We start from the raw sequence: 22,193 nt of genomic DNA on the forward strand, positions 1-22,193 counted from the left end.
AAAAACTATGCATTTTCCACAAAAAGAGGTGGAGTATTTCAGGAAAAAGAGAGGTAAAGTTCTGGTTTTCGTGAAAGAACTTTCAGAAGAGCGTTTTTATATTGAAAAAAATTTCAGCAATGCTATACTAAGGCCACAAACGGAATAAAGCAGGCGAGAAAGCTGCTGAACACGGAAAGGGAGCGGAATGATGGATAAATGCTTAGAGAGACTGAGAGGGCATCTGATTGTATCGTGTCAGGCACTGCCGGAGGAACCTCTCCACTCTTCCTTCATTATGGGAAGAATGGCTCTGGCAGCCATGCAGGGCGGAGCCTCTGGAATCAGGGCGAACACGAAGGAGGATATAGCAGAGATCAGAAGAAACGTCGATCTGCCGATTATTGGAATTGTAAAGAGAGATTATGAGGACAGCCAGGTATACATTACTCCGACCATGAAGGAGATCGATGAGCTGATGGAGGTGAAACCGGAGATCATAGCCGTTCAGGCCGGCATTGAGCTGAGACCGGAGGGAAAAACGCTGGATGAATTTTACCGGGAAATCAGGGAAAAATATCCAAATCAGCCTCTGATGGCAGACTGCTCCACTATTGAAGAAGCCCTTCATGCAGATGAACTGGGATTTGACTTCATCGGGACAACCATGGTGGGCTACACAGAGCAGAGCCGGGGAGACAGGATTGAGGCCAATGATTTTGAGATCATACGGACGATTCTGGAAAAGGTAACGCACCCGGTCATTGCCGAGGGAAATATCAACACGCCGGAAAAAGCAAAGAGAGTGATTGAGCTTGGATGCTTCAGCGTGGTGGTGGGCTCCATTATCACCAGACCCCAGGTAATTACAAAGACGTTTACAGACGCACTGGCCGGGAAGTAGGCAGAGAGCCTGGCAGCGGCGCCGCTGCTTTTTGGGAGAGAAAAGGCGGCAAAGGAAAGATAAATGATTTCGCAGGGTGGCCAAAGAGGCCTGAAAGGAAGGGTAAAATGAGAAATTTAGACAAGTACAGAGGAATTATTCCGGCGTTTTATGCATGCTATGACGACAATGGCAACGTGAGCCCGGAGCGGGTGCGCGCACTGACACAGTATTTTGTGGACAAGGGAGTAAAGGGCGTATATGTAAACGGCTCCTCCGGTGAATGTATCTATCAGAACGTGGAAGAGAGAAAAATTATCATCGAGAATGTTATGGCAGTGGCTAAGGGAAAGCTCACGGTAATCAACCATGTGGCCTGCAATAATACGAGGGACAGCGCAGAGCTGGCAAGACACTCCGAGAGCGTGGGAGTTGACGCTATCGCATCCATCCCTCCCATTTACTTCCGCCTTCCGGAGTACAGCATCGCTGCCTACTGGAACACCATCAGCGAGGCAGCCCCCAATACAGATTTCGTCATCTACAATATTCCTCAGCTTGCCGGCACAGCTCTGACCATGAGCCTGTTTGCAGAGATGAAGAAGAACCCGAGGGTGGTTGCAGTCAAGAATTCTTCCATGCCCACACAGGACATCCAGATGTTTAAGGCTGCCGGAACAGCAGACGGAGAGGACTTTATCGTATTCAACGGCCCCGACGAGCAGTTCGTAAGCGGGCGGGCCATCGGTGCAGACGGCGGAATCGGCGGAACCTACGGCGTGATGCCGGAGCTGTTCCTGAAGCTTAATGACCTCATTAAAGCCCATGAGAATGAGAAGGCCTGTGAACTTCAGCACGCAGTGAACGCCATTATCTACAAGATGTGCAGCGGACACGGCAACATGTACGCAGTTGCAAAGGAAATGCTCCGCATTAATGCAGGTCTTGACATCGGAAGCGTGCGGGAGCCTCTGACAGGATTAAATGATGCTGACAGAGAAATTGCTGTGGAAGCAGCGGCAATGGTAAGAGAAACAATCGAAAAGTACGTGTAAAATAGCACGGGGGAGAGAAAATGCAGGGATTTACAGTCATAGACTTAGTCATTCTGGTTGTCTACCTGGCAGCCGTATTGTTTGCAGGTCTTCATTTCTCTAAAAAGGAGATGAAGGGAAAAGAATTTTTTAAGGGAGACGGAACCATTCCATGGTGGGTAACCTCCGTTTCCATCTTCGCCACGCTGCTCAGCCCGATTTCCTTCCTGTCTCTGGCAGGAAACTCCTATGCGGGAACCTGGATCATGTGGTTCGCCCAGCTTGGTATGCTGGTTGCCATTCCGCTGACCATCAAATTTTTCCTGCCGATCTACAGCAGGCTGGATATTGATACGGCCTATCACTATCTGGAAATCCGGTTTGGAAGCAAGGGGCTTCGGATTCTGGGCGCGGCTATGTTCATCATTTACCAGGTGGGACGTATGTCTATTATCATGTACCTTCCCTCCATGGTTCTGTCACAGCTTACAGGCATCAACGTCAATATCCTGATTATCGTAATGGGCGTGATTGCAATTATCTATTCCTATACAGGAGGACTCAAATCCGTCCTCTGGACAGACTTTATCCAGGGAAGCGTCCTTCTGGTAGGCGTTACCTTCGCTCTTATTTACCTGATTTCAGGAATCGACGGAGGCTTCGGCGCCATTATGCACGAGTTTACGGCGGAAGGAAAATTCCTGGCTGCAGACCAGCCGATCTTTGACCCGAACCTGTTAAGGGACAGCGTGTTCCTGATGATTGTGGGCGCAGGATTAAACACCATGGCATCCTATGTGTCCAGTCAGGATATTGTACAGCGCTTCACGACGACGACGGATACGAAAAAATTAAACAAGATGATGCTCACAAACGGAGCGCTTTCCATCTTTATTGCAACTGTATTCTATCTGATTGGAACAGGACTTTATGTGTTCTACCAGGCTCAGGGAAACCCTCTTCCTCCGGCAGCGCAGCAGGATCAGATTTTTGCATCCTACATTGCATTCCAGCTTCCGGTGGGAATCACGGGACTTCTTCTGGCAGCGATTTATGCGGCTTCCCAGTCTACTCTGTCCACAGGCCTCAACTCAGTGGCAACCAGCTGGACTTTGGACATTCAGGAGAGGCTTACGAAGAAGGAGCTGAGTTTTGAGACGCAGACGAGAATCGCCCAGTTTGTATCTCTGGGCGTCGGTATCTTCTCCATCGCTGTCTCCATGATTCTGGCAAACGGAGAAATCAAATCTGCCTATGAGTGGTTTAACGGATTCATGGGACTGGTACTGGGAATTCTCGTGGGAACCTTTATTCTTGGAACTTTTACGAAATGTGCAAATACAAAGGGCGCATACGCAGCCTTTGTGGTGGCCTCCATTGTGATGATTGCCATTAAGTACATGACGCCGCCAGGTGCAGTATCTATCTGGTCCTACTCCATTATCTCCATCGCTGTGTCCCTGATTGTGGGCATCCCAGTCAGCCTGGCGACGAAGAAAGCAGGGGAGGAACCGCCGGAGCATACGACCATTTACGGCTAGTGCCGGATGTGGTATTCTGTCAGTGAAAACAGAAAGAGAGAGGGAGACAGTATGATATTTGGAAATATCAGGGATCTGGGGGACTATGGTTTTCTGCCGGACGCCGTTAAGAAGTGCTTTGACTATGCAAAGGAGCACGATTTAAAGAGCTTTGATAAGGGAAGCCACCCCATTGACGGGGACAGACTGTTTGTCAATATTGTGGAGTACGAGACAACAGTCCCGGAAAACCGTTTCTGGGAGGCCCACAGACAGTATCTGGATCTGCACCTTATGCTGGACGGGACAGAGCAGATCGATCTGAACTTTATCGACAATATGGTTCAGAAGGAGTTTGTGGAGAAGGACGATTTCCTTCCATGCGAGGGAGAACCCAACAGCCATGCGGTTCTGACAGAAGGAGATTTCCTCATCTGCTATCCGAAGGACGGACACAGGACGGCTGTAGCCGCCGGCGGAGTGAGCCGGATGATCAAAAAAGCAATTTTTAAAATTCAGATTTGATCCCCGAGAGGGGAGCAGGGGGCTTTTTCAGGCCCCCTGTTTGAGCATGTGCGGTTTTCAGAAAGGAAATAAGTGTATGAAACGATATATCTGCATCGATGTGGGAGGCACCTCCATCAAGTACGGCCTGTTAAATGAAAAGGCAGAATTCCTGATGACAGGGGAGACAGCTACGGATGCTCTGGCTGGCGGGCCTGCGATAATGGAAAAAATATACCGGATTATCGATGAGGTGAAATCCGGGGAGGCCCTGAACGGGCAGATCTCAGGAGAAATTGCCGGAATCTGCATCTCCACGGCAGGGATGGTAGACGAAAAGGCAGGTACGATTCTCCACGCTGCGCCTCACCTGATACCGGATTATACGGGAATGAGGGTGAAGGAGCTGATAGAGGAGAAATTTCACCTGCCCTGTGAGGTGGAAAATGACGTGAACTGCGCAGGGCTTGCAGAAGCGCACTTCGGAGCGGCCCGGGATGCAGGGATCAGCCTCTGCCTGACCATAGGAACGGGAATCGGAGGGGCTATCGTAATAGACAAAAAGGTATTCCACGGATATTCCGGGAGCGCCTGCGAGGTAGGCTATATGCACATGATGGGGAGCACGTTTCAGGAGATTGGTGCCAGCCGTATCCTGACCAGGAGGGTGTCACAGCGGAAGGCTGAAAGAGAGCCGAAGCTGGCGGAGAAAATCAATGGGAAATGGATTTTCGAGCACGCCAAGGCAGGCGATCCGGACTGTGTGGAGGCCATCGATGAGATGACTGACGCTCTGGGCATGGGAATTGCGAATATCTGCTACGTTCTGAATCCCCAGGTGGTAGTGCTGGGAGGAGGAATTATGGCTCAGAAGGAGTACCTGTATGGGAGGATCCGAAAAGCAATGGACCGGTACCTGATCCCCGCAGTATCAGAACATACGAGACTGGCCTTCGCTGAGAACCAGAATCAGGCAGGAATGCTGGGGGCCTGGTGCCATTTTATGAGCCGCCATGGCGGCCTCCCGATGTAGACAGGAGTGATGATTATGGGAAAGAAGACCGTCGTCCCTTTTATTGAATCGTCCTATCACACCTTTACTCCCATGGAAAAGGTAATCGGCGATTTCTTTATTCACAATACTGAGCGCGAAAATCTGGCAGCGAAGGCGGTAGCAGAACGCCTTTTTGTCTCAGAGGCTTCCCTGTCCAGGTTTGCAAAGAAATGCGGTTATAAGGGCTACAGGGAATTTCTCTTTTATTATCTGGACAGCTTTGAGGAGCAGAGGACAGAGGAAAAGGCCAACGACACCACCAAGCATGTGCTGGAAACCTACCAGGAGCTTCTCAGCAGAACGTATGCCGTGGTGGACGAGTCGCAGGTAGGCCGTTTTCTCGATCTGCTTCTGGCAAAGAAGAGAATCTATATATACGGAAAGGGCAGTTCCGGTCTGGCGGGAGAGGAGATGCAGTTTCGCTTCATGAGGATAGGCGTCAACGTGCAGGCCATCACAGACAGCCACCTGATGAAGATGCACTCGGTTCTCGTATCAGATGAATGCCTGGTGATCGGCATCAGCGTCAGCGGACAGACGGAGGAGGTAATCCATTCGCTGAAGGCGGCCAAGGCCCAGGGGGCCAGGGTAGTTTTAATGACTTCCAGAAGGGATCGGAGCTTTGACGCCTTCTGCGATGAGGTGCTTCTCTTTGCGGTGAAAGAGCACATGGAAAACGGAAGAGCCATTTCCCCTCAGTTCCCTATTCTCATTTTGGTAGATATTCTCTATTCTCACTATATGCAGAGCGACCGCTTCCGCAAAGAGGCACTGCACGAACTGACCATGGATGCTCTGCAGAATACCGGGAAAGGCAAAAAGGACAGGGAAATTCTGGAAGCGGGGGCAGACAAAAAGGAGAGGAAAAGAGGCGGAGAGGAAGCCGAAACCTGGGAAAGGTAGAAAAAACCTGTTAAAATGTGGATTGTATGCAATTAAAAACTTGCTATTTTGTCCGGAAATGCGTTATATTCTTAACGGTTCAGGCATATAGAGGGCATGAAGCGCCCTTTAGCAAATAAAAACCATCAAACAGAGTATGAGGAAAAGGACAGAGAGGTTACAGTATGAGAGGAGTAGAAACACGAATCCAGGAAATCAGACACAGGATTTTCCGCGAAGTAGCACGCATGGCCTATCACACAGAATGGCCGGTGGACAAGAGAATTGAGGAGCTTCCCTACAAGATTATCCCGGGAGAGGTAGGAAACTTCAGAAACGACGTCTTCCTGGAGAGGGCAATCGTAGGCGAGAGACTGAGACTTGCCATGGGCCTTCCCTGCAGGGGAGCCGGCGAGCACGCGCCGCTGTCTGACAATATTGAGGCGGCTGACAGGGCCGAGACCTATTACACGCCGCCGTTAATTAACGTAATCAAATTTGCATGCAACGCCTGTCATGAAAAGCGCGTCTATGTGACAGACGGCTGCCAGGGCTGTCTGGCCCACCCGTGTGTGGAGGTGTGTCCCAAGGGAGCTGTCACCCTGGATCGGACAAACGGACGCTCCTACATTGATCAGGATAAGTGCATCAAGTGCGGAAAGTGCAAGGAGGTCTGCGGATATAACGCCATTATCGTTCAGGAGCGCCCCTGCGCTGCTGCCTGCGGCATGGATGCCATCCACTCCGACGTGAACGGAAAGGCTGACATTGACTATGACAAGTGCGTTTCCTGCGGCCAGTGTCTTGTAAACTGCCCATTCGGAGCGATTGCAGATAAGTCCCAGATCTTCCAGGTCATCAGGGCGATTCAGTCCGGTGAGCGTGTGTACGCTGCTGTGGCGCCGGCGTTTGTGGGACAGTTCGGCCCGAAGGTAACACCTGGAAAACTCCGTGCAGCCATGAAGGCTCTGGGCTTTGCCGATGTATTTGAGGTGGCGATCGGAGCGGATCTTTGTGCAACTCAGGAGGCCATTGATTTTGTGAAGGAAGTGCCTGAGAAGCTCCCGTTTATGGCAACCTCCTGCTGTCCGGCCTGGTCCATGATGGCCAAGAAACTGTTCCCGGACTATGCAAACTGCATTTCCATGGCCCTGACTCCTATGACTCTGACAGCAAGGCTGATCAAGAGCAAGCACGAGAATGCCAGGGTTGTATTCATCGGACCGTGCGCTGCTAAAAAGTTGGAGGCCATGAGAAAGAGCGTCCGCAGCGAGGTGGATTTCGTTCTGACCTTTGAGGAGATGGCGGGAATTTTTGATGCAAAGCATGTGGATATTGAGAATATCGAAGAAGATCCGGACGGTGTAAATGACGCCTCCACAGACGGACGTAACTTTGCCGTAGCCGGAGGAGTGGCCAAGTCCGTGGTGGACGTTATCAAGAACCGGTTCCCGGATCGGGAGATCAAGGTGGCCAACGCAGAGGGCTTAAAGGACTGCCGCAAGCTCTTAACCCTGGCAAAGGCAGGAAAGTACAACGGCTATCTGCTTGAGGGAATGGCCTGCCCAGGCGGATGTGTGGCCGGAGCAGGAACCATGCAGCCGATCAAGAAGTCCCAGGTTGCAGTAAACCAGTATGCGGCCAAGGCAAAGCACAAGACCTCCAATGAGACGGAGCATGTGAAAGAGTTGGACAAGCTGGTTGACTAAAAAACAGAGAGAAAGAATAAGCGCAGCGCCGGACAGGCATCTTTTAAAGCCTGTCCGGCGCTGCGCTTGTTTACTCTTCTTACCTGCCCTGCAGGAAAGTTCCTGTTGGGCAGATAAGCAGAAGGAGAAGTTTAGAAGCACTGGGTGCTGCCGCAGGCGCTCACGTTTCCGTTGCTCTCCCCGTCTTTCTGTTCCCTGCGGCTCTCCTTTGTCTCAAAGTGGAGCTGGCCGTTCAGAAAGCTCTCCACCTGAGCGTCCGCCTCCCCGTAGGCGCCTCCCATGACCTGGATCTTTGCATCCTGCAGGTTCAGAAGCGATGCCACTCCGATATTTCCGCAGATGACTACGTTGACGCCCTGCTCCCGAAGGCTTTCAGCAGTCTGCGCCGGCGTGCCCTGGGAGATGGTCACGAGCCCGGAGGACAGGATGTCGAAATCATCCACCGTGTAAATCTTAAAAAGGGAGGCCTCATTAAAATGCTGAAAGACAAGGCCGTCTGCATAGGGAATTGCTATCTTCATAAAAAACTCCTTTCTTCGCCTAAAATAAGAGCTGTTTCTGCCGCCTACTGAGATTTTACCTCTTTCCAGAGGTTATTGTAAATCATATCCACCGCATCGCCGAGATACTGGAACACCTCGGAATTTTCCAGCTTGTCCGTGTCAGGAAAGAGGGCCTTGTTATTCTGGATTTCCGGTTCCAGAAGCTCCTTTGCCGCCTTGTTTGGGGTGGCATAGGTAATGTATTCAAAATTTTTCTTGGCAATATCAGGTCTGCACAGGAAGTTAATCCACTTTTCTGCATTTTCCTTATTTTTCGCATTTTTCGGGATCACCCAGGCGTCAATCCAGATATTCGTTCCCTCCTCCGGGATCACGTATTCCAGGCTGTAATCCAGATTCTGTCTGGCAACCTCCTCCTGGATAAAGAGCATCTCGCCGGAGTAGATGACGCCCACGGCAGCCTCGCCGCCGATCATCTTGTCCCTCACCTGGTCAATGACGTAGGCCTGTACGAGGGGCTTCTGGGCAATCAGCAGATCTCTTGCCTGGGCAAGCTCTCCCTCGTCTGTGGAGTTCATGGAATATCCCAGGGATTTGAGAGCTACCATGAAGGCGTCCCGGACGCTGTCCTGCATGAGAATCTCGCCCTTGTAGGCCGGATCCCACAGATCCGCCCACCTGGATGGGGGCTGTACGCCCAGCTCCTCGATCCGCTTTGTGTTGTAGAGGATACCCACCGTTCCCCAGGTGTAGGGAACCGCATACCGGTTTCCGGGATCAAAGCTCTCGGACTTTTCCAGATACTGACTGTCAATGTTCTTAATATTTGGAATGTTGTCGTAGTTGAGCTCAGCCAGAAGGCCGTTCTCCGCCATTTTCTGGATCATGTAGTCGGAAGGACAGACCACGTCATAGCTTACGCCTCCAGCCTCCACAACGGGATACATTTCTTCGTTGGTCTCAAAGAGGTCATAGGTAACCCTGATGCCTGTCTCCGCCTCAAATTCCTCGATGACAGACGGATCAATATACTCACCCCAGTTGTACACGTAGAGCTCATTCGCCGGCTTTGACGTATATCTGATGTAGGTGGTAAAGCAGACAACGGCTACAATGGCGAAGGAGGCAGCGGCCAAAAGCCCTTTCTTCAGATGCGGGCCGGAGATTTTCCTTCCCTTATCCGCGCTTTGCTGCATGTTCTTCTGCGGTTTCGCTCCACTCTCCTTCGGAGCAAAGTTGGTAATCAGAAGGAGGGCCAGCACGGTCACGAAGATGATCGTGGACAGGGCGTACATGGAGGGCTTGATTCCCCTTCTCACCTCGCTGTAGATCAGGGTGGACAGGGTGTTGATGCCTGCGCCTCTGGTAAAGTGGGTGATGATAAAGTCGTCCAGGGACAGGGTAAAGCCCATCAGAAAGCCTGACAGCACGCCGGGCATAATGTCCGGAAACACTACCTTGAAAAATGCCTGAAGCGGGTTTGCGCCCAGGTCCAGGGCAGCCTCGTAGGTGTAGCGGCTGGTCTGCCGAAGCTTGGGCAGGACGCTTAAAATGACAAAGGGCAGGTTAAAGGTAATGTGGGCAATCAGGATAGTCTTAAAGCCCAGGGAGATTCCAAAGGCAATGAAGGTGAGCATCAGGGAAATACCAGTCACGATCTCGGAGTTTAAAATCGGGATATTGTTTATGCCCATGGTGATGTTTTTCGGAACCCGCTTCATGCTGTTGATGCCCAGGGCTGCCAGAGTTCCGAGGATGGTGGCCGCCAGGGCTGAGATGAAGGCGATGAGCAGCGTGTTGTAGAGGGCATCCATAATAGACTGGTTCTCAAACATCTGCGCGTACCACTTTGTGGTGAACCCGCCCCAGATGGTTCTGGACTTGGAGTCATTGAAGGACAGAACCATCATGGTGAAAATCGGGGCGTACAGGAAAATCAGGATGATCACCAGGTAAAAATCCTGAAAAAACTTCCGAAGCCTTCTCTTCCAGAGATGGGGGCTGTTTTTTGCTTCACCGGAGGAAGAGATGACGTCCGCCGCCGCAGTATTTATCATTTCATTTTCATTTACATTTAATTTTCCGTTCATCAGAATGCAGACCCCTCCCCGTTTTTATCGTATTTGGCGATGAGAGCCATACTGATCAGGATGAAGACCATCAGCACCAGAGAAAGGCCTGAGCCCAGGTGCCAGTTGCTTCCCTTTGTAAATTCCTGCTCAATGACGTTTCCGATGAGCAGGATCTTGCTGCCTCCAAGGAGATTGGAGATAACAAAGGTGGTGAGGGCAGGCACGAACACCATGGTGATGCCGCTGATAATTCCCGGAAGGCTTAAGGGAAGCCAGATGTGGATTAATGTCTGGAAGCTGTTGGCGCCCAGATCCTTTGCGGCGTTTATGGTATTGTCGTCGATCTTGATCAGCACGTTGTAGACCGGAAGCACCATAAAGGGCAGGAAGTTGTACACCATGCCCAGCACGATGGCTGCCGGAGTGTTGATTATCGCGATATTCGGCAGGTGGAGTGCGGACAGAATTCCGTTGATCACACCATTTTTTTCAAGCAGCGTCTGCCATGCCAGTGTTCTCAGAAGAAAGTTCATCCACATAGGCAGAATAAAGATAAAGACAATGAAGCTGCCCCGGCCGATGTTCTTTTTCCTCAGAATCATGGCCAGCGGATAGGCCAGCAGCAGGCAGATTGCCGTGCTCAAGAGGGAAAGTCCCAGGGAGAGAAACAGAGCCTTTGCGTGCTCCGGCGTGGCGATGGACAGCACGTTGTCCAGGGTGAAGGAGCCGGAGGCGTCCGTCAGTCCGTACCATGCGATTAGAAACAGGGGGATGATGGTAAAGCCGGTCATCCAGATCAGGTAAGGCCCTGCCAGGTACTGTTTCAGTGATTTTCTGTGTTTCCTATTCATCGATTCCCACGGCCTCCTCGTCCTCAGAGGCAGGCTTGTTCATGATCTGGATGTCGAACGGCTCCACATGGATGCCTACCTTTTCCCCAACCGGGAACATGTCTGTGCTGTGAACCAGCCACTCGTAGCCGTCAGGAGTTGTTACCTCCATCTCATAGTGGACGCCCTTGAAGATCAGGTGGGTGACTGTGCCCTGAAGGGTTCCGTCCTCCGGCTTTACCAGGTCGATGTCCTCCGGCCGGATTACCACGTCCACCGGCTTGCTGTTCCCGAAGCCCTTGTCCACGCAGGCGAATTTCGCCCCGGCGATCTCCACCAGCTCGTCGTGGATCATGAGGCCGTCGATAATGTTGCTCTCCCCGATGAAATCAGCCACAAAGGCGTTCTCCGGCTCATTGTAAATCTGCTCCGGGGAGCCCATCTGCTGAATATAGCCCTGGTTCATGACGACGATGGTGTCGGACATGGTGAGGGCCTCCTCCTGGTCGTGGGTGACGTAGATGAAGGTGATTCCCAGCTCATTTTTCAGCCGGATCAGCTCATACTGCATATCCTGACGAAGCTTCAGATCCAGGGCGCCGAGGGGCTCGTCCAGAAGCAGGACCTTCGGCTCGTTGACAATGGCCCTGGCGATGGCAATTCGCTGCTGCTGGCCTCCGCTTAAGGAGTCCACGGTTCTGTTCTCAAAGCCGTCCAGGTTTACGAGCTTTAAAGCATACCTGATTTTATCGTCAATGTAGGCTTTCGGCTTTTTCTTGATTTTCAGTCCAAAGGCGATGTTTTCTGCAATGCTCATATGGGGAAAGAGAGCATATTTCTGGAAAACCGTGTTGAGCTGCCGTTTGTTGGGCGGCACGTTTGTGATGTCCTGCCCGCCGAAGATCACTCTTCCCTTATCCGGCGACTCAAAGCCTCCGATAATGCGCAGGGTAGTGGTCTTCCCGCAGCCGCTGGGGCCCAGCAGGGTGACAAATTCATTTTCCTTGACAGACAGGCACAGATCGTCCAGGACAATCGTGCCGTCATAGCTTTTCGTAATATTTACGAGATCAATCAGTGGCTGACTCATTTCCAAATCCTCCGTAAAGTTAGTAAGCAGGCAGCTGCCCGCATCCTCCTAAAAGCTGGGCGGTGAGCTGACCCAGAGAAGGGAGGCTCCGCTTCTGCTCTCAATATAGTGGGTTTTGTCACTTGTAAAATAGAAGGATTCTCCCTTCTTTGCCTTAAAAACCCGGTTTCCCAGATGGATGGCTATGCTCCCGCTTAAAACGTACCCGAACTCCTCGCCTTCGTGGGGGGAATCGGGACAGCTTGCGCCTCCGGCCTCCAGTGTCAGGAGAATGGGCTCCATGCAGTTTTTCTGGGCATTGGGAACGATCCATTTGACCGTGTTCTTAAGCTCTCCGTCCTCTTTAATAAAGAAATCATTTTTTCCAAATACAATCTGCTCGTCAGCAGTTTCCGCAAAAAACTCTCCGATGGTTGTGCCGAGGCACTGAAGAATGTCCATCAGCGTTGCAATGGACGGAGAGGTGAGATCGCGCTCCACCTGCGAGATGAAGCCCTTGGACAGCTCGGCTCTGTCGGCCAGCTCCTCCTGCGTAAGTCCCTTGAGGATTCTCAGCTCCTTTAATTTTGCTCCGATGCTCAAATGCCTTCCCTCCTTCGTTTTGCTGCGGCCCTGTCTGCGGCACGCTCTGTCTGTGTCACGGTGCTGCTTCGTCTCCGGCGTTTTTCATCTCCGGTGCTGCTTCGTCTCCGGTGTGTTTTATCTCCGGTGCCGCTTCATTTCTGGCTCTGTTTCGTCTCCGCTTCTTAGCCGGCGCGCTCTTTGCCTGCGCCGCCCGGAAAACAGGAGCGCAGGTTGTATGATAATAAGTTTAAAGTTTATTATTGCTAAATGAATGTAAAAATAAAAATAAAGTTTACTAATAATAAACAGACAGCAACTATCATTATACATGGTTTTACCAGGGTGTCAACCATTATTCGACACGTATCTGTCAGAAAATGACAGGTTCCCGAATAAGGTCTTTGAGGTTCACAAACCGTAAAAACTGTGCTATTATGTGTTTATCAAAATGGCTGATTTGAGACGGCGGTCTGGCCTTGACAGTTTTGCCGGGCAAGGCGGAGGACTGCTGCGGCCGGAAGGCTTGGTAGAGCCGGCAGCTGCCGGCATGTTAGGAGGAGAACGTATTATGACAGGCAAGTACATGGCTTACGTGGGATCTTATTCCTACAATGGACAGGCAAAGGGAATTACAGTTTACGATGTAGATGTGAAGAACGGATACTTTAAATACAGATGCGAGATGGAGGTGGACAACGCCTCCTACCTGACTGTGTCCCACGACGGCAGGACTCTGTATTCCATTGCAGACGAGGGTGTGGTATCCTTCCGTATCCTTCCAAACGGGGGGCTTGCGCGTTTAAACAGGGCCAGTATCAAGGGGATGAGGGGCTGTCATCTGGCCACGGACGAGGAAGACAAATTTATCTTTGTATCCGGTTACCATGACGGAAAAGAGACTACCCTCCGCCTGAACCCGGACGGCTCTGTGGGGGAGATTGCGGACAAGGTATTCCACAAAGGTCTGGGAAGCGTGGCAGAGAGAAATTTCAGGCCTCATATCAGCTGCACCAGACGGACGCCGGACGGAAAGTTCCTGATGGTGGCAGATCTGGGAATCGATCAGGTGAAAATCTACCGATTCGACGGGGATAAGGGAACCATGACGCTGGTGGATGCCCTGCGCTGCGAGCTGGAATCTGCTCCCAGACAGTTTATTTTCAGCCAGGACGGAAAATATTTCTATTTAATGTACCAGTTAAAGAATACCATCGACGTGTTCAGCTATGAGACAGGCGAGAGAGTCCCGGTCATTGAGAGAGTCCAGACCGTTTCCTCCACAGGGGATGCACCGGCCGGCCAGCTTACGGCAGCCTGCGCCATCCGCATGTCGCCGGATGACAGGTACCTCTACTGCAGCAATGCGGGGGACAACAGTGTGAGCATCTACAGGAGAGATCTGGAAACGGGACTTCTCACCCTGATATGCTGTCTCCCGATCAGCGGAGACTATCCGAAAGATATTGCCGTTTTCCCGGATCAGAAGCATCTGGCCAGCATCAATCACGCCAGCGGTACGATCTCCTTTTTCAGTGTCGACTATGAGAACGGGCTTCTGATGATGAATCACCGCTCCATCGAGGTCAATGAGCCCAACTGCTGCGTGATCACAAAGATTCCAAAGGAATAGTACGAAAAGGACGAAAGCGGCGAAAGGCAGAGAAAGAAAGTCCCGGTCAGGCTGGAGAAGCAAGCCGCAGCCGTACAAGGCCCGGCCGGCAGAGGAAAAAGAGGACGGAAAAGAGAATCAGATAGAGAAACACGGCAGTGAGAGGCAGGAGGCAGAATTACAGATGGCAGGATCAATATTTGGCACGATTCTTACGATGACAACCTGGGGAGAGTCTCATGGCCCGGCGGTGGGCGTGACGGTGGACGGCTGCCCGGCGGGGATAGCGCTCTGCGAGGAGGATATCCAGGCATATTTAGACAGGAGGAAACCGGGGCAGAGCAGATATTCCACAAAGAGAAATGAGAGCGACCGGGTGGAGATCCTGTCCGGCATCTTTGAGGGAAGGACGACGGGAACTCCCATTTCCATGATGGTCAGGAATCAGGATCAGCGTTCCAGGGACTATGGAGAGATTGCATCCTGCTACAGGCCGGGACATGCAGACTATACCTTTGACGCAAAATACGGATTTCGGGACTACCGGGGAGGCGGACGCTCCTCAGGCCGGGAAACTATCGGCCGCACGGCGGCGGGAGCCGTAGCGGCAAAGATTCTGGGGGAGCTGGGGATTTCCGTAAAGGCATATACCAGGCAGATAGGGCCTGTAAGCATATCGCCGGAGTGTTTCTGCCTGGAGGACAGGGAGAAAAACCGCCTCTATATGCCGGATCAGGAGGCTGCCAGGGAGGCAGAGCAGTTCCTGGAGGAGAAGATGGCACAGAAAAATTCAGCCGGAGGGATTGTGGAATGTGTGATTTCCGGCGTTCCGGCAGGCGTGGGGGAACCTGTCTTTGAGAAGCTCAGCGCCAATCTTGCCAAGGCCGTCTGCTCCATAGGAGCTGTGAAGGGCTTTGAGATCGGCGACGGCTTTGCCGCCGCAGCCTCCACAGGAGCCGAAAATAACGATGCGTTCAGAGTGCTTCGTGAGAAAGAGATTTGGGCGGAGGAGATTCGTGAGGAAGGGCCTCAGGAGGAAGAGATCCTGGATAGGGAGATCCTGAGGGAAGAGTCTCAGAAAGCCGCAGAGAGAAGAAAAGCCTGCCCGGAAGAAATGCGGGGAGGAAAGAGGATTGTAAAAGCGACGAATCATGCCGGCGGAATCCTGGGAGGAATCAGCGACGGAAGCGATATTGTATTCCGGGCTGCATTTAAGCCGACGCCGTCCATTGCATCCCCTCAGCAGACCGTGAACAGGGACGGCGAGGAGATTGAGATAAGCATCAAGGGCCGCCATGACCCGATCATTGTCCCCAGGGCAGTGGTTGTGGTGGAGGCCATGGCCGCCTTCACAGTGGCTGACATGATGCTGTGCGGAATGGGCGCCAGGATGGATCGGGTGAAGGAGTTTTACGCAAGGTAAGCGGACGGCGCAGCCGTGAATTTGTCTGCCGTCTGCAGTGTGGGAAGATGCCGGTTTCGCGGCATCTTCTTTTGGATATGGGAATGATGCGAAAGACAGTGAAAGACAGTGAAAGACAGTGAAAGACAGTGAAAGACAGTGAAAGACAGAGAAAGACAGAATGAAAGGAGAACAGGCATATGTCAGTTAAGGGAGTTGCAGAGAATCCCACAGACAGGGAGGAGATTAACAGGATAAAGGAGCAGACGGCTCAGGTGCTTCGGGAGCTTCTCGACGCCGCCGTGATGAAAGAGGGACAGATACTGGTGGCAGGCTGTTCCTCCAGCGAGATAGAGGCCCATCGGATTGGCTCTTATTCCAGCGAGGAGGTTGGAAGAGCTGTGTTTGAGGTGATTTACGGGGAGCTTAAAAGCAGGGGCATCTATCTGGCTGCCCAGTGCTGTGAACACTTAAACAGAGCGCTGATTGTGGAGGAGGAGTGTGCCCTGAAATACGGGCTTGAGATGGTCAATGTCGTGCCGCAGCTCAAGGCAGGAGGCTCCTTTGCCACTGCCGCCTTTGCGGGATTTGAGAATCCGGTGGCTGTAGAGCGCATACAGGCCCATGCAGGAGTTGACATCGGCGATACCCTGATCGGCATGCATCTTCGCCCCGTAGCTGTTCCGGTGAGAACCTCCCTGCGGGAGATCGGAAGCGCCCATGTAAACTGCGCCAGAACGAGGCTTAAATACATCGGCGGAGAGAGGGCAAGGTACAGGTAGAAGGAGAAAATAAGAGAGGGAAAAGAGAAGAGACAGGGAGAGCAGAGAAAAAGTGGATGGAAGCGGCCCGGAGAAAGCTGAAAGAGTGACAGCTGGCCAGGGGGAGACGGATAAAACCGAAAAGGGAGATGCGAAAAAAGGAAAGGATACGAAACGAGCGTGGAGATGAAGAAAAATGACAGGTTTATACTTGATATAGAGGACATGGGAGAAAACGGGGAGGGCATTGGACGTCTGGACGGCTATATCTGGTTTGTGAAGGATGCGGTGATCGGCGACCGGATTGAGGCAAGCGCAATGAAGATGAAAAAAAACTTTGGCTTTGCCCGCCTGGTGCGCGTGATAGAGCCGTCCGCCTGCCGGGTTGAGGAAAAATGTCCTGTGGCCCGCCGCTGCGGAGGCTGCCAGATGCAGGCAGTGGCCTATGAGGAGCAGCTGCGGTTTAAGGAGAGGAAGGTATACAATAATCTGAAGCGGATCGGAGGGCTTTCCGGGCTTCTGCTTCCAGAGGAAAAGGGGCAGGAGAACCTGAAGGGTACTGAAAAGAAGAGGGAAGAGACAGTCAGAATGGAGCCCATTATCGGGATGGAGGAGCCCTGGCGGTACAGGAATAAGGCTCAGTTTCCCTTTGGAAGGGATAAGGACGGCAGGATTATAGCAGGGTTCTATGCGGGGAGGACCCACTGCATAGTGGAAAATGAGGACTGCCTGCTGGGTGTGGAGGAAAACAGGGAAATTCTTGATATTATCAGGAATTTCATGAATGAATATAAAATTGAGCCGTACAATGAGGAACTTCACAGGGGACTCGTGCGCCATGTGCTGATACGAAAGGGCTTTCGGACGGGAGAGCTTATGGTGTGCCTGATTCTAAACGGCACAGAGCTTCCGAAAAAAGAGATTCTGGTGGAACGGCTGCTGAAAATTGCCGGAATGACCAGTATCTCCTTTAACATAAACAGGGAGAAAACCAACGTGATCCTTGGAAAGGAGATTGTGAATCTCTACGGGCCGGGATATATTACCGACTATATCGGGAATGTGAAGTACAGAATCTCCCCCCTTTCGTTTTACCAGGTCAATCCGGTGCAGACGGAGCGGCTTTACGGGACGGCTCTGGAGTATGCCGGGCTGACGGGAGATGAGACTGTGTGGGATTTGTACTGCGGCATAGGGACAATCTCCCTGTTTCTGGCCCAGAAGGCAAAACAGGTGTACGGCGTGGAGATTGTGCCCCAGGCGATAGACGACGCGAGGGGGAATGCCGAAATCAATGGAATGGAGAATGTGGAATTCTTCGTGGGAAAGGCCGAGGAGGTTCTGCCGGAGCAGTATGAGAAAAACCAGGTGTATGCGGATGTGATTGTGGTGGACCCGCCGCGGAAGGGGTGCGATGAGAAGTGCCTGGAAACCATCGTCAGGATGGGGCCGAAGAAGGTGGTGTATGTAAGCTGCGATTCCGCTACGCTGGCCAGGGATGTGAAGTACCTTGGAGAGAAGGGGTATGAGGTGAAGAGAGTACGGTGTGTGGATATGTTTCCGCAGTCGGGGCATGTGGAGACGGTGGTATTGATGTCACGCGTGAAGGATTGACTCATGAAAAGTGTTTGATTTCTGGGTGTTTTCGAGCATCTTGCCGTCAGAGCAGAAGACCGGAACTGACTGCGAAATAGCCTATGACAGAACATATCTACTGAAATTTACAGAGGGTTGAGTAGTCGATTTGGATGTAGACCGAGTGAGTTAGCGATTTAGATGTTTTTTCAGTAGGGTTGTGTGCGTGGTTTGGATATTTCAATAGTGGCGAGAAAGTATTGATTGTGTAAATAGAAATTAAATGTGTGAAATAGAGATATTCCATGTGATTATTACTTAAAGAGAATGGGGGAATGATGTTATGATGCTTAATAAAATTCTTTCAAGGTGTGATGCTCGCTATGAGAAACCAGAGAATGAACAGTGTGAAGATTGTTCGTATGGAGAGTGTTGCCCACATGATTGCGAAAAATGTTTGGACTTCATTCATGACCCAAGTCATGCACCAGAGGGTGCTCCTGATCGAAAATATGACTGTACTCATATGGCCGATTTCTATACTTGTAAGTATTCTTGCCGCTATGCATCGGAAATAATGTATGCACTTGAACTGTGTAAAGACTTACATTTTTTGAGGGATTTTAAGGTGCTTTCATTTGGATGTGGACCTTGTACAGACTTATTTGCAATTGACGCTTTGCGTGAGTGTGGGGTGATTAGTTATGATAAGATAGAATATCGTGGTATTGATTACAGTAGAAAAGTTTGGAATTGGATTCATGGAGACATTGAATCTATGCAATCTGCAAACAGTTTATTCCGATTTTATTATCAAGACGCATGCCGATTGATTCATGAAATCGCAGAAGGAAATTGGGTACCAAATCTTGTTGTTTTCCAGTATGTTTTTTCTGATATGCAGAAACATTCATCACACAAGGAGATAGATGTATTCATAAATATATTTGCCGAATACTTTAATTCGAAAGTTACTCCTAATGCATATATCATTCTTAATGATGTTAATCTGGGATGCGGCTATGGTGGTGGGAGAGAGTATTTTGACAAGCTACTCTCAAAGTTAGATAATGTTATTTATGAGAAAGGACATTTTCATAATGATCACAGAAAAGGTTATTATGCAGGTGGCTATCCGTACGGAGAAGAATTCCCTAAAAATACCAATCGATTTGATTGGTCTCGTTGGAAGCGTTATTCCCCGTTTGACACTTGTGCAAGTGCGCAAATGATAATAAAGAAGGTGGTAAAATGATAATAAGTGCCAGTCGAAGAACTGACATTCCAACATATTATTCTGACTGGCTTTTTAACAGGCTTAAAGAAGAATATGTATTAGTCAGGAATCCGATGAATATTCATCAAATAGGAAGGATAAATCTCTCACCCGATGTTGTTGATGGAATAGTTTTTTGGACAAAAAATCCAGTGCCTATGCTAAACCGCTTGTCGGAACTTGAAAGATATAATTATTACTTTCAGTTTACATTAACAGCTTATGATAAGGATGTGGAACCGAATATCCCATCTAAAAACAATATAATAATTCCTGCATTCCAGCAATTATCCAAATCAATAGGAAGAGAAAAGGTCATTTGGCGGTATGACCCGATCTTTTTCAATGATAGATATACTATGGAATATCACTGCAAATATTTCAGGGTTTTAGCAGCAAAACTAGGAGAATATACTGAAAAATGCACTGTAAGTTTTCTAGACTTTTACCGCAATACAACAAGAAACACTCAGCCATTAAATATTCAATCAGAGTCAAAAGAGCTGCAAATAGAGCTAATGCAAAGATTTTCTGAAATTGCAAAATCTTATGGTATCTATATTGATACTTGCTCTGAAGCGATTGAACTTGACAAATTCGGTATTACACATGCTTGCTGCATCGATAGAGAACGATTTGAACGAATAGGAAATTGTAAGCTTGCGGTAGGGAAAGATAAAAATCAAAGGTCAGAATGTGGTTGTGTTTCAAGTATTGATATAGGAACATATAACACCTGTAAAAACGGGTGTCTTTATTGTTATGCCAATTATAGCTATAAAACAGTCAAAAGAAACACCCAAGTGCATAACCCCTTATCACCACTCCTTTTTGGTGAGGTTAGTTCTGAAGATGTAATAAAGGAACGCAAAATGGAATCATTTAAGAAATCACAACTAACAATGTTTGATTTTATAAAATAAACAATAGCCCTCCTGTTCAGCAATTCTGATCGGGAGGGCTTTAAGTGATTTATACTCTGATTGTAATCCCAGACCTGAATTTTACAGCAAAGTGATCTGCAAAGACTGTAATCTTTGCAATAAGCCTCCTGATCAGTACCTCGTCAAATTCTGTGATGGTAGTAGGCTGGCTTCGAATAAAATCCTGCAGATCATTGATCTGCTTCATTTGCTCATCCTTGATCACGCTGTCCACTTCGGACTGTTTGCGCATATCCCGGAGCCTGAGTATTTCATCTGCAATGGCATCATAATCGTCTTTTTGATTGGCTTTTTTCAGAAGTTCTTTTTGAAGCTCCCGCAGGCGTGTATCGATTACTTCCGGTGAGAGATTGTCTCCCTGTTTAATGACTGTAGTAATATTGGCCTGCAGGGTTTTCAGAAAATCATCTTTTTTACAGAGCACCTGATTGATGGCATCGATAGCTGTCTGTTCCAGTAGACTTTCATTTACCGTGCGGCTGCGGCAGGAATGGCCGGTGTTGTCCAGGCGGCTGCAGCAGCGCCAGACGATGGATTTGCAGCCACGGTTATTCCAGTGGACTCGCCGGTAAAACTCTCCGCATTCGCCGCAGAACACGATCTGGGCAAAACAATGTTTGCAGGAGTAGCAATGGCGCTTGCCGCTTTTGCTGGTGTGGACGCGCCGCCTGCGGACCAGTTCTTCCTGCACCAGTAAAAAGATGTCCTTTGGAATAATTGCTTCATGGTCGCCCTCCACATAGTACTGTGGAACGATGCCGTTATTCTTGATGCGCTTTTTAGTCAGAAAGTCTGTGGTATAGGTCTTTTGCAGAAGCGCATCGCCGATATACTTTTCATTGCGGAGAATCTTGTTGATGGTGCTGGTATGCCATTTTGTTTTTCCAGCGCCAGTCAGGATGCCGTCCGCTTCCAGGCCTGCAGCAATTTTATCCATGCTGGAGCCTTCCAGATACTCTCGGTAAATGCGCCGGACGATCTCAGCCTGATCCGGATCAATGACCAGATGCCCGTCAGCATCCTTGGTGTAGCCGAGGAAGCGGTTATGATTGACCTGTACATGTCCCTGCTGGTAACGGTACTGCAGGCCAAGTTTAACATTCTGAGAAAGGCTCTGGCTTTCTTGCTGGGCAAGGGAAGCCATAATGGTCAGAAGCACCTCGCCCTTTGAGTCCATTGTGTTTATGGACTCTTTTTCAAAGAAAACTGGAATATTCTTCTCTTTGAGCTGCCGAATATACTTTAGACAATCTAATGTATTCCGGGCAAAACGGCTGATTGACTTCGTAATAATCATGTCGATGTTCCCAGCCATACATTCGTCAATCATACGGTTAAATTCTTCACGTTTTTTCGTGTTAGTGCCAGTGATTCCGTCATCCGCAAATATGCCAGCCAGAGTCCAGTCGGGATTCTTTGAAATATATTCTGTGTAATGCTCGATCTGTGCATCGTAGCTGGTAGCCTGCTCATCGCTGTCAGTACTGACGCGGCAGTACGCTGCGACTCGGAGTTTTGGCTTCTCAGATCTTTTGACATTATTGCCGACCTGTCTTCTTGCAGGGATGACCATTACATTTCCCATCAGCCCACCTCACAATCAATCAGGCTGTAAAGGTATTCAGCCTGTGCTGCCGGGTTATCAAAATGCTTTTCAATATCCCGGATAGTAAAAAGAGTTGGAGTTTTGATGGGCTTTTGCTTAGTGGTTCTGTTCAGTCTGCCGAGAGCAGCCGCACGCGTCATAAGCTCCTCCTGTGCTTTATGATAGGTCTCTTCATCAATGATCGCCGGATAGAAATCATCTCCAAGGTAGTGTTGTGTCATCAGCAGACGTTTGGCAGTTCCGTGGTATGTTTGAATGCCAGCTTCTGCCGCAGCCATTTGCAGTCCCATACCGGAAAGATAATTTTTATAGAGTTTTCGCAGCTTTCCGGCAGCCGCCTCATCAATGACGGCAACCCCGTTTTCTATTCGATATCCGTATGGTGTGTGTCCCATT

20 protein-coding genes are annotated in these 22,193 nt (G+C 50.0%); 13 read left to right on the forward strand and 7 right to left on the reverse strand.

All coding sequences use genetic code 11. The features are described from left to right. Window positions 1–190: 190 nt before the first annotated feature. The 7 genes from DW757_RS03205 (at window position 191) to DW757_RS03235 (ending at window position 7,565) form a co-directional block, all read left to right on the forward strand. Window positions 191–883, forward strand: coding sequence for an N-acetylmannosamine-6-phosphate 2-epimerase (locus DW757_RS03205; RefSeq protein WP_021966705.1), 693 nt, complete (start codon window positions 191–193; stop codon window positions 881–883). Between the two features lie 107 nt (window positions 884–990). Next, on the forward strand, window positions 991–1,917 hold the full coding sequence (locus tag DW757_RS03210) for a dihydrodipicolinate synthase family protein (RefSeq protein WP_118750970.1): 927 nt from the start codon (window positions 991–993) through the stop codon (window positions 1,915–1,917). 20 nt (window positions 1,918–1,937) lie between these two features. Next, window positions 1,938–3,437 (forward strand): sodium:solute symporter, encoded by a 1,500-nt coding sequence (locus DW757_RS03215; protein WP_118750971.1) that lies wholly within the window; start codon window positions 1,938–1,940, stop codon window positions 3,435–3,437. A gap of 51 nt (window positions 3,438–3,488) precedes the next feature. Next, a complete protein-coding gene (locus DW757_RS03220) occupies window positions 3,489–3,941 on the forward strand; it encodes a YhcH/YjgK/YiaL family protein (RefSeq protein WP_087383712.1) in 453 nt (150 codons plus the stop codon). 76 nt (window positions 3,942–4,017) lie between these two features. Then, entirely contained in the window at window positions 4,018–4,953 is a 936-nt protein-coding gene (locus DW757_RS03225) for an ROK family protein (protein WP_044930714.1), read from the forward strand. A 15-nt stretch (window positions 4,954–4,968) separates the two neighbouring features. Then, window positions 4,969–5,877 (forward strand): MurR/RpiR family transcriptional regulator, encoded by a 909-nt coding sequence (locus tag DW757_RS03230; RefSeq protein ID WP_021966710.1) that lies wholly within the window; start codon window positions 4,969–4,971, stop codon window positions 5,875–5,877. A gap of 164 nt (window positions 5,878–6,041) precedes the next feature. Then, the gene (locus DW757_RS03235; protein WP_008396389.1) at window positions 6,042–7,565 is read left to right on the forward strand and encodes a 4Fe-4S dicluster domain-containing protein; all 1,524 of its coding nucleotides are present in this window, start codon (window positions 6,042–6,044) and stop codon (window positions 7,563–7,565) included. A gap of 131 nt (window positions 7,566–7,696) precedes the next feature. Here DW757_RS03235 and DW757_RS03240 read toward each other — a convergent pair whose 3' ends face one another. The 5 genes from DW757_RS03240 to DW757_RS03260 are packed head-to-tail and all read right to left on the reverse strand — an operon-like array spanning window position 7,697 to window position 12,642. Next, a complete protein-coding gene (locus tag DW757_RS03240; RefSeq protein ID WP_008396388.1) occupies window positions 7,697–8,086 on the reverse strand; it encodes a NifB/NifX family molybdenum-iron cluster-binding protein in 390 nt (129 codons plus the stop codon). Between the two features lie 44 nt (window positions 8,087–8,130). Next, entirely contained in the window at window positions 8,131–10,158 is a 2,028-nt protein-coding gene (locus DW757_RS03245) for an extracellular solute-binding protein (protein ID WP_118750972.1), read from the reverse strand. Next, window positions 10,158–10,991, reverse strand: coding sequence for an ABC transporter permease (locus DW757_RS03250; protein ID WP_008396386.1), 834 nt, complete (start codon window positions 10,989–10,991; stop codon window positions 10,158–10,160). The genes DW757_RS03245 and DW757_RS03250 overlap by 1 nt, the downstream gene beginning before the upstream one ends. Beyond that, window positions 10,984–12,060, reverse strand: a complete 1,077-nt coding sequence (gene potA, locus DW757_RS03255) for a spermidine/putrescine ABC transporter ATP-binding protein (protein ID WP_015574627.1) — start codon at window positions 12,058–12,060, stop codon at window positions 10,984–10,986. Before potA ends, DW757_RS03250 begins: the two co-directional genes overlap by 8 nt. A gap of 48 nt (window positions 12,061–12,108) precedes the next feature. After that, on the reverse strand, window positions 12,109–12,642 hold the full coding sequence (locus DW757_RS03260) for a cupin domain-containing protein (protein WP_021966713.1): 534 nt from the start codon (window positions 12,640–12,642) through the stop codon (window positions 12,109–12,111). 550 nt (window positions 12,643–13,192) lie between these two features. Between DW757_RS03260 and DW757_RS03265 the strand changes: the two genes are divergently transcribed. The 6 genes from DW757_RS03265 (at window position 13,193) to DW757_RS03295 (ending at window position 20,170) form a co-directional block, all read left to right on the forward strand. Beyond that, window positions 13,193–14,254, forward strand: a complete 1,062-nt coding sequence (locus DW757_RS03265; RefSeq protein WP_021966714.1) for a lactonase family protein — start codon at window positions 13,193–13,195, stop codon at window positions 14,252–14,254. Window positions 14,255–14,417: 163 nt separating this feature from the next. Continuing rightward, window positions 14,418–15,656, forward strand: coding sequence for a chorismate synthase (gene aroC / locus DW757_RS03270; RefSeq protein ID WP_015574629.1), 1,239 nt, complete (start codon window positions 14,418–14,420; stop codon window positions 15,654–15,656). Between the two features lie 179 nt (window positions 15,657–15,835). After that, window positions 15,836–16,417: a TIGR01440 family protein gene (locus tag DW757_RS03275; RefSeq protein WP_118750973.1), complete on the forward strand. Its 582-nt coding sequence runs from the start codon at window positions 15,836–15,838 to the stop codon at window positions 16,415–16,417. Window positions 16,418–16,582: 165 nt separating this feature from the next. Next, window positions 16,583–18,010: a 23S rRNA (uracil(1939)-C(5))-methyltransferase RlmD gene (gene rlmD / locus DW757_RS03280; protein ID WP_118750974.1), complete on the forward strand. Its 1,428-nt coding sequence runs from the start codon at window positions 16,583–16,585 to the stop codon at window positions 18,008–18,010. A gap of 304 nt (window positions 18,011–18,314) precedes the next feature. Next, window positions 18,315–19,226: a hypothetical protein gene (locus DW757_RS03290; RefSeq protein WP_147355625.1), complete on the forward strand. Its 912-nt coding sequence runs from the start codon at window positions 18,315–18,317 to the stop codon at window positions 19,224–19,226. Then, window positions 19,223–20,170, forward strand: coding sequence for a DUF1848 domain-containing protein (locus DW757_RS03295; protein ID WP_118750977.1), 948 nt, complete (start codon window positions 19,223–19,225; stop codon window positions 20,168–20,170). The genes DW757_RS03290 and DW757_RS03295 overlap by 4 nt, the downstream gene beginning before the upstream one ends. A 49-nt stretch (window positions 20,171–20,219) precedes the next feature. Here DW757_RS03295 and DW757_RS03300 read toward each other — a convergent pair whose 3' ends face one another. Both DW757_RS03300 and DW757_RS03305 read right to left on the reverse strand, forming a co-directional pair. After that, window positions 20,220–21,776: a recombinase family protein gene (locus DW757_RS03300; protein ID WP_118750978.1), complete on the reverse strand. Its 1,557-nt coding sequence runs from the start codon at window positions 21,774–21,776 to the stop codon at window positions 20,220–20,222. After that, window positions 21,776–22,192 carry an integrase gene (locus tag DW757_RS03305; protein WP_118750979.1) on the reverse strand — a complete coding sequence of 139 codons (417 nt, stop codon included), beginning with the start codon at window positions 22,190–22,192 and terminating at the stop codon, window positions 21,776–21,778. Before DW757_RS03305 ends, DW757_RS03300 begins: the two co-directional genes overlap by 1 nt. Between the last annotated feature and the right edge of the window lies 1 nt (window position 22,193).

Origin of the sequence: Clostridium sp. AM29-11AC (assembly GCF_003480545.1) — a bacterium.
Taxonomy (GTDB): domain Bacteria; phylum Bacillota; class Clostridia; order Lachnospirales; family Lachnospiraceae; genus Otoolea; species Otoolea saccharolyticum_A.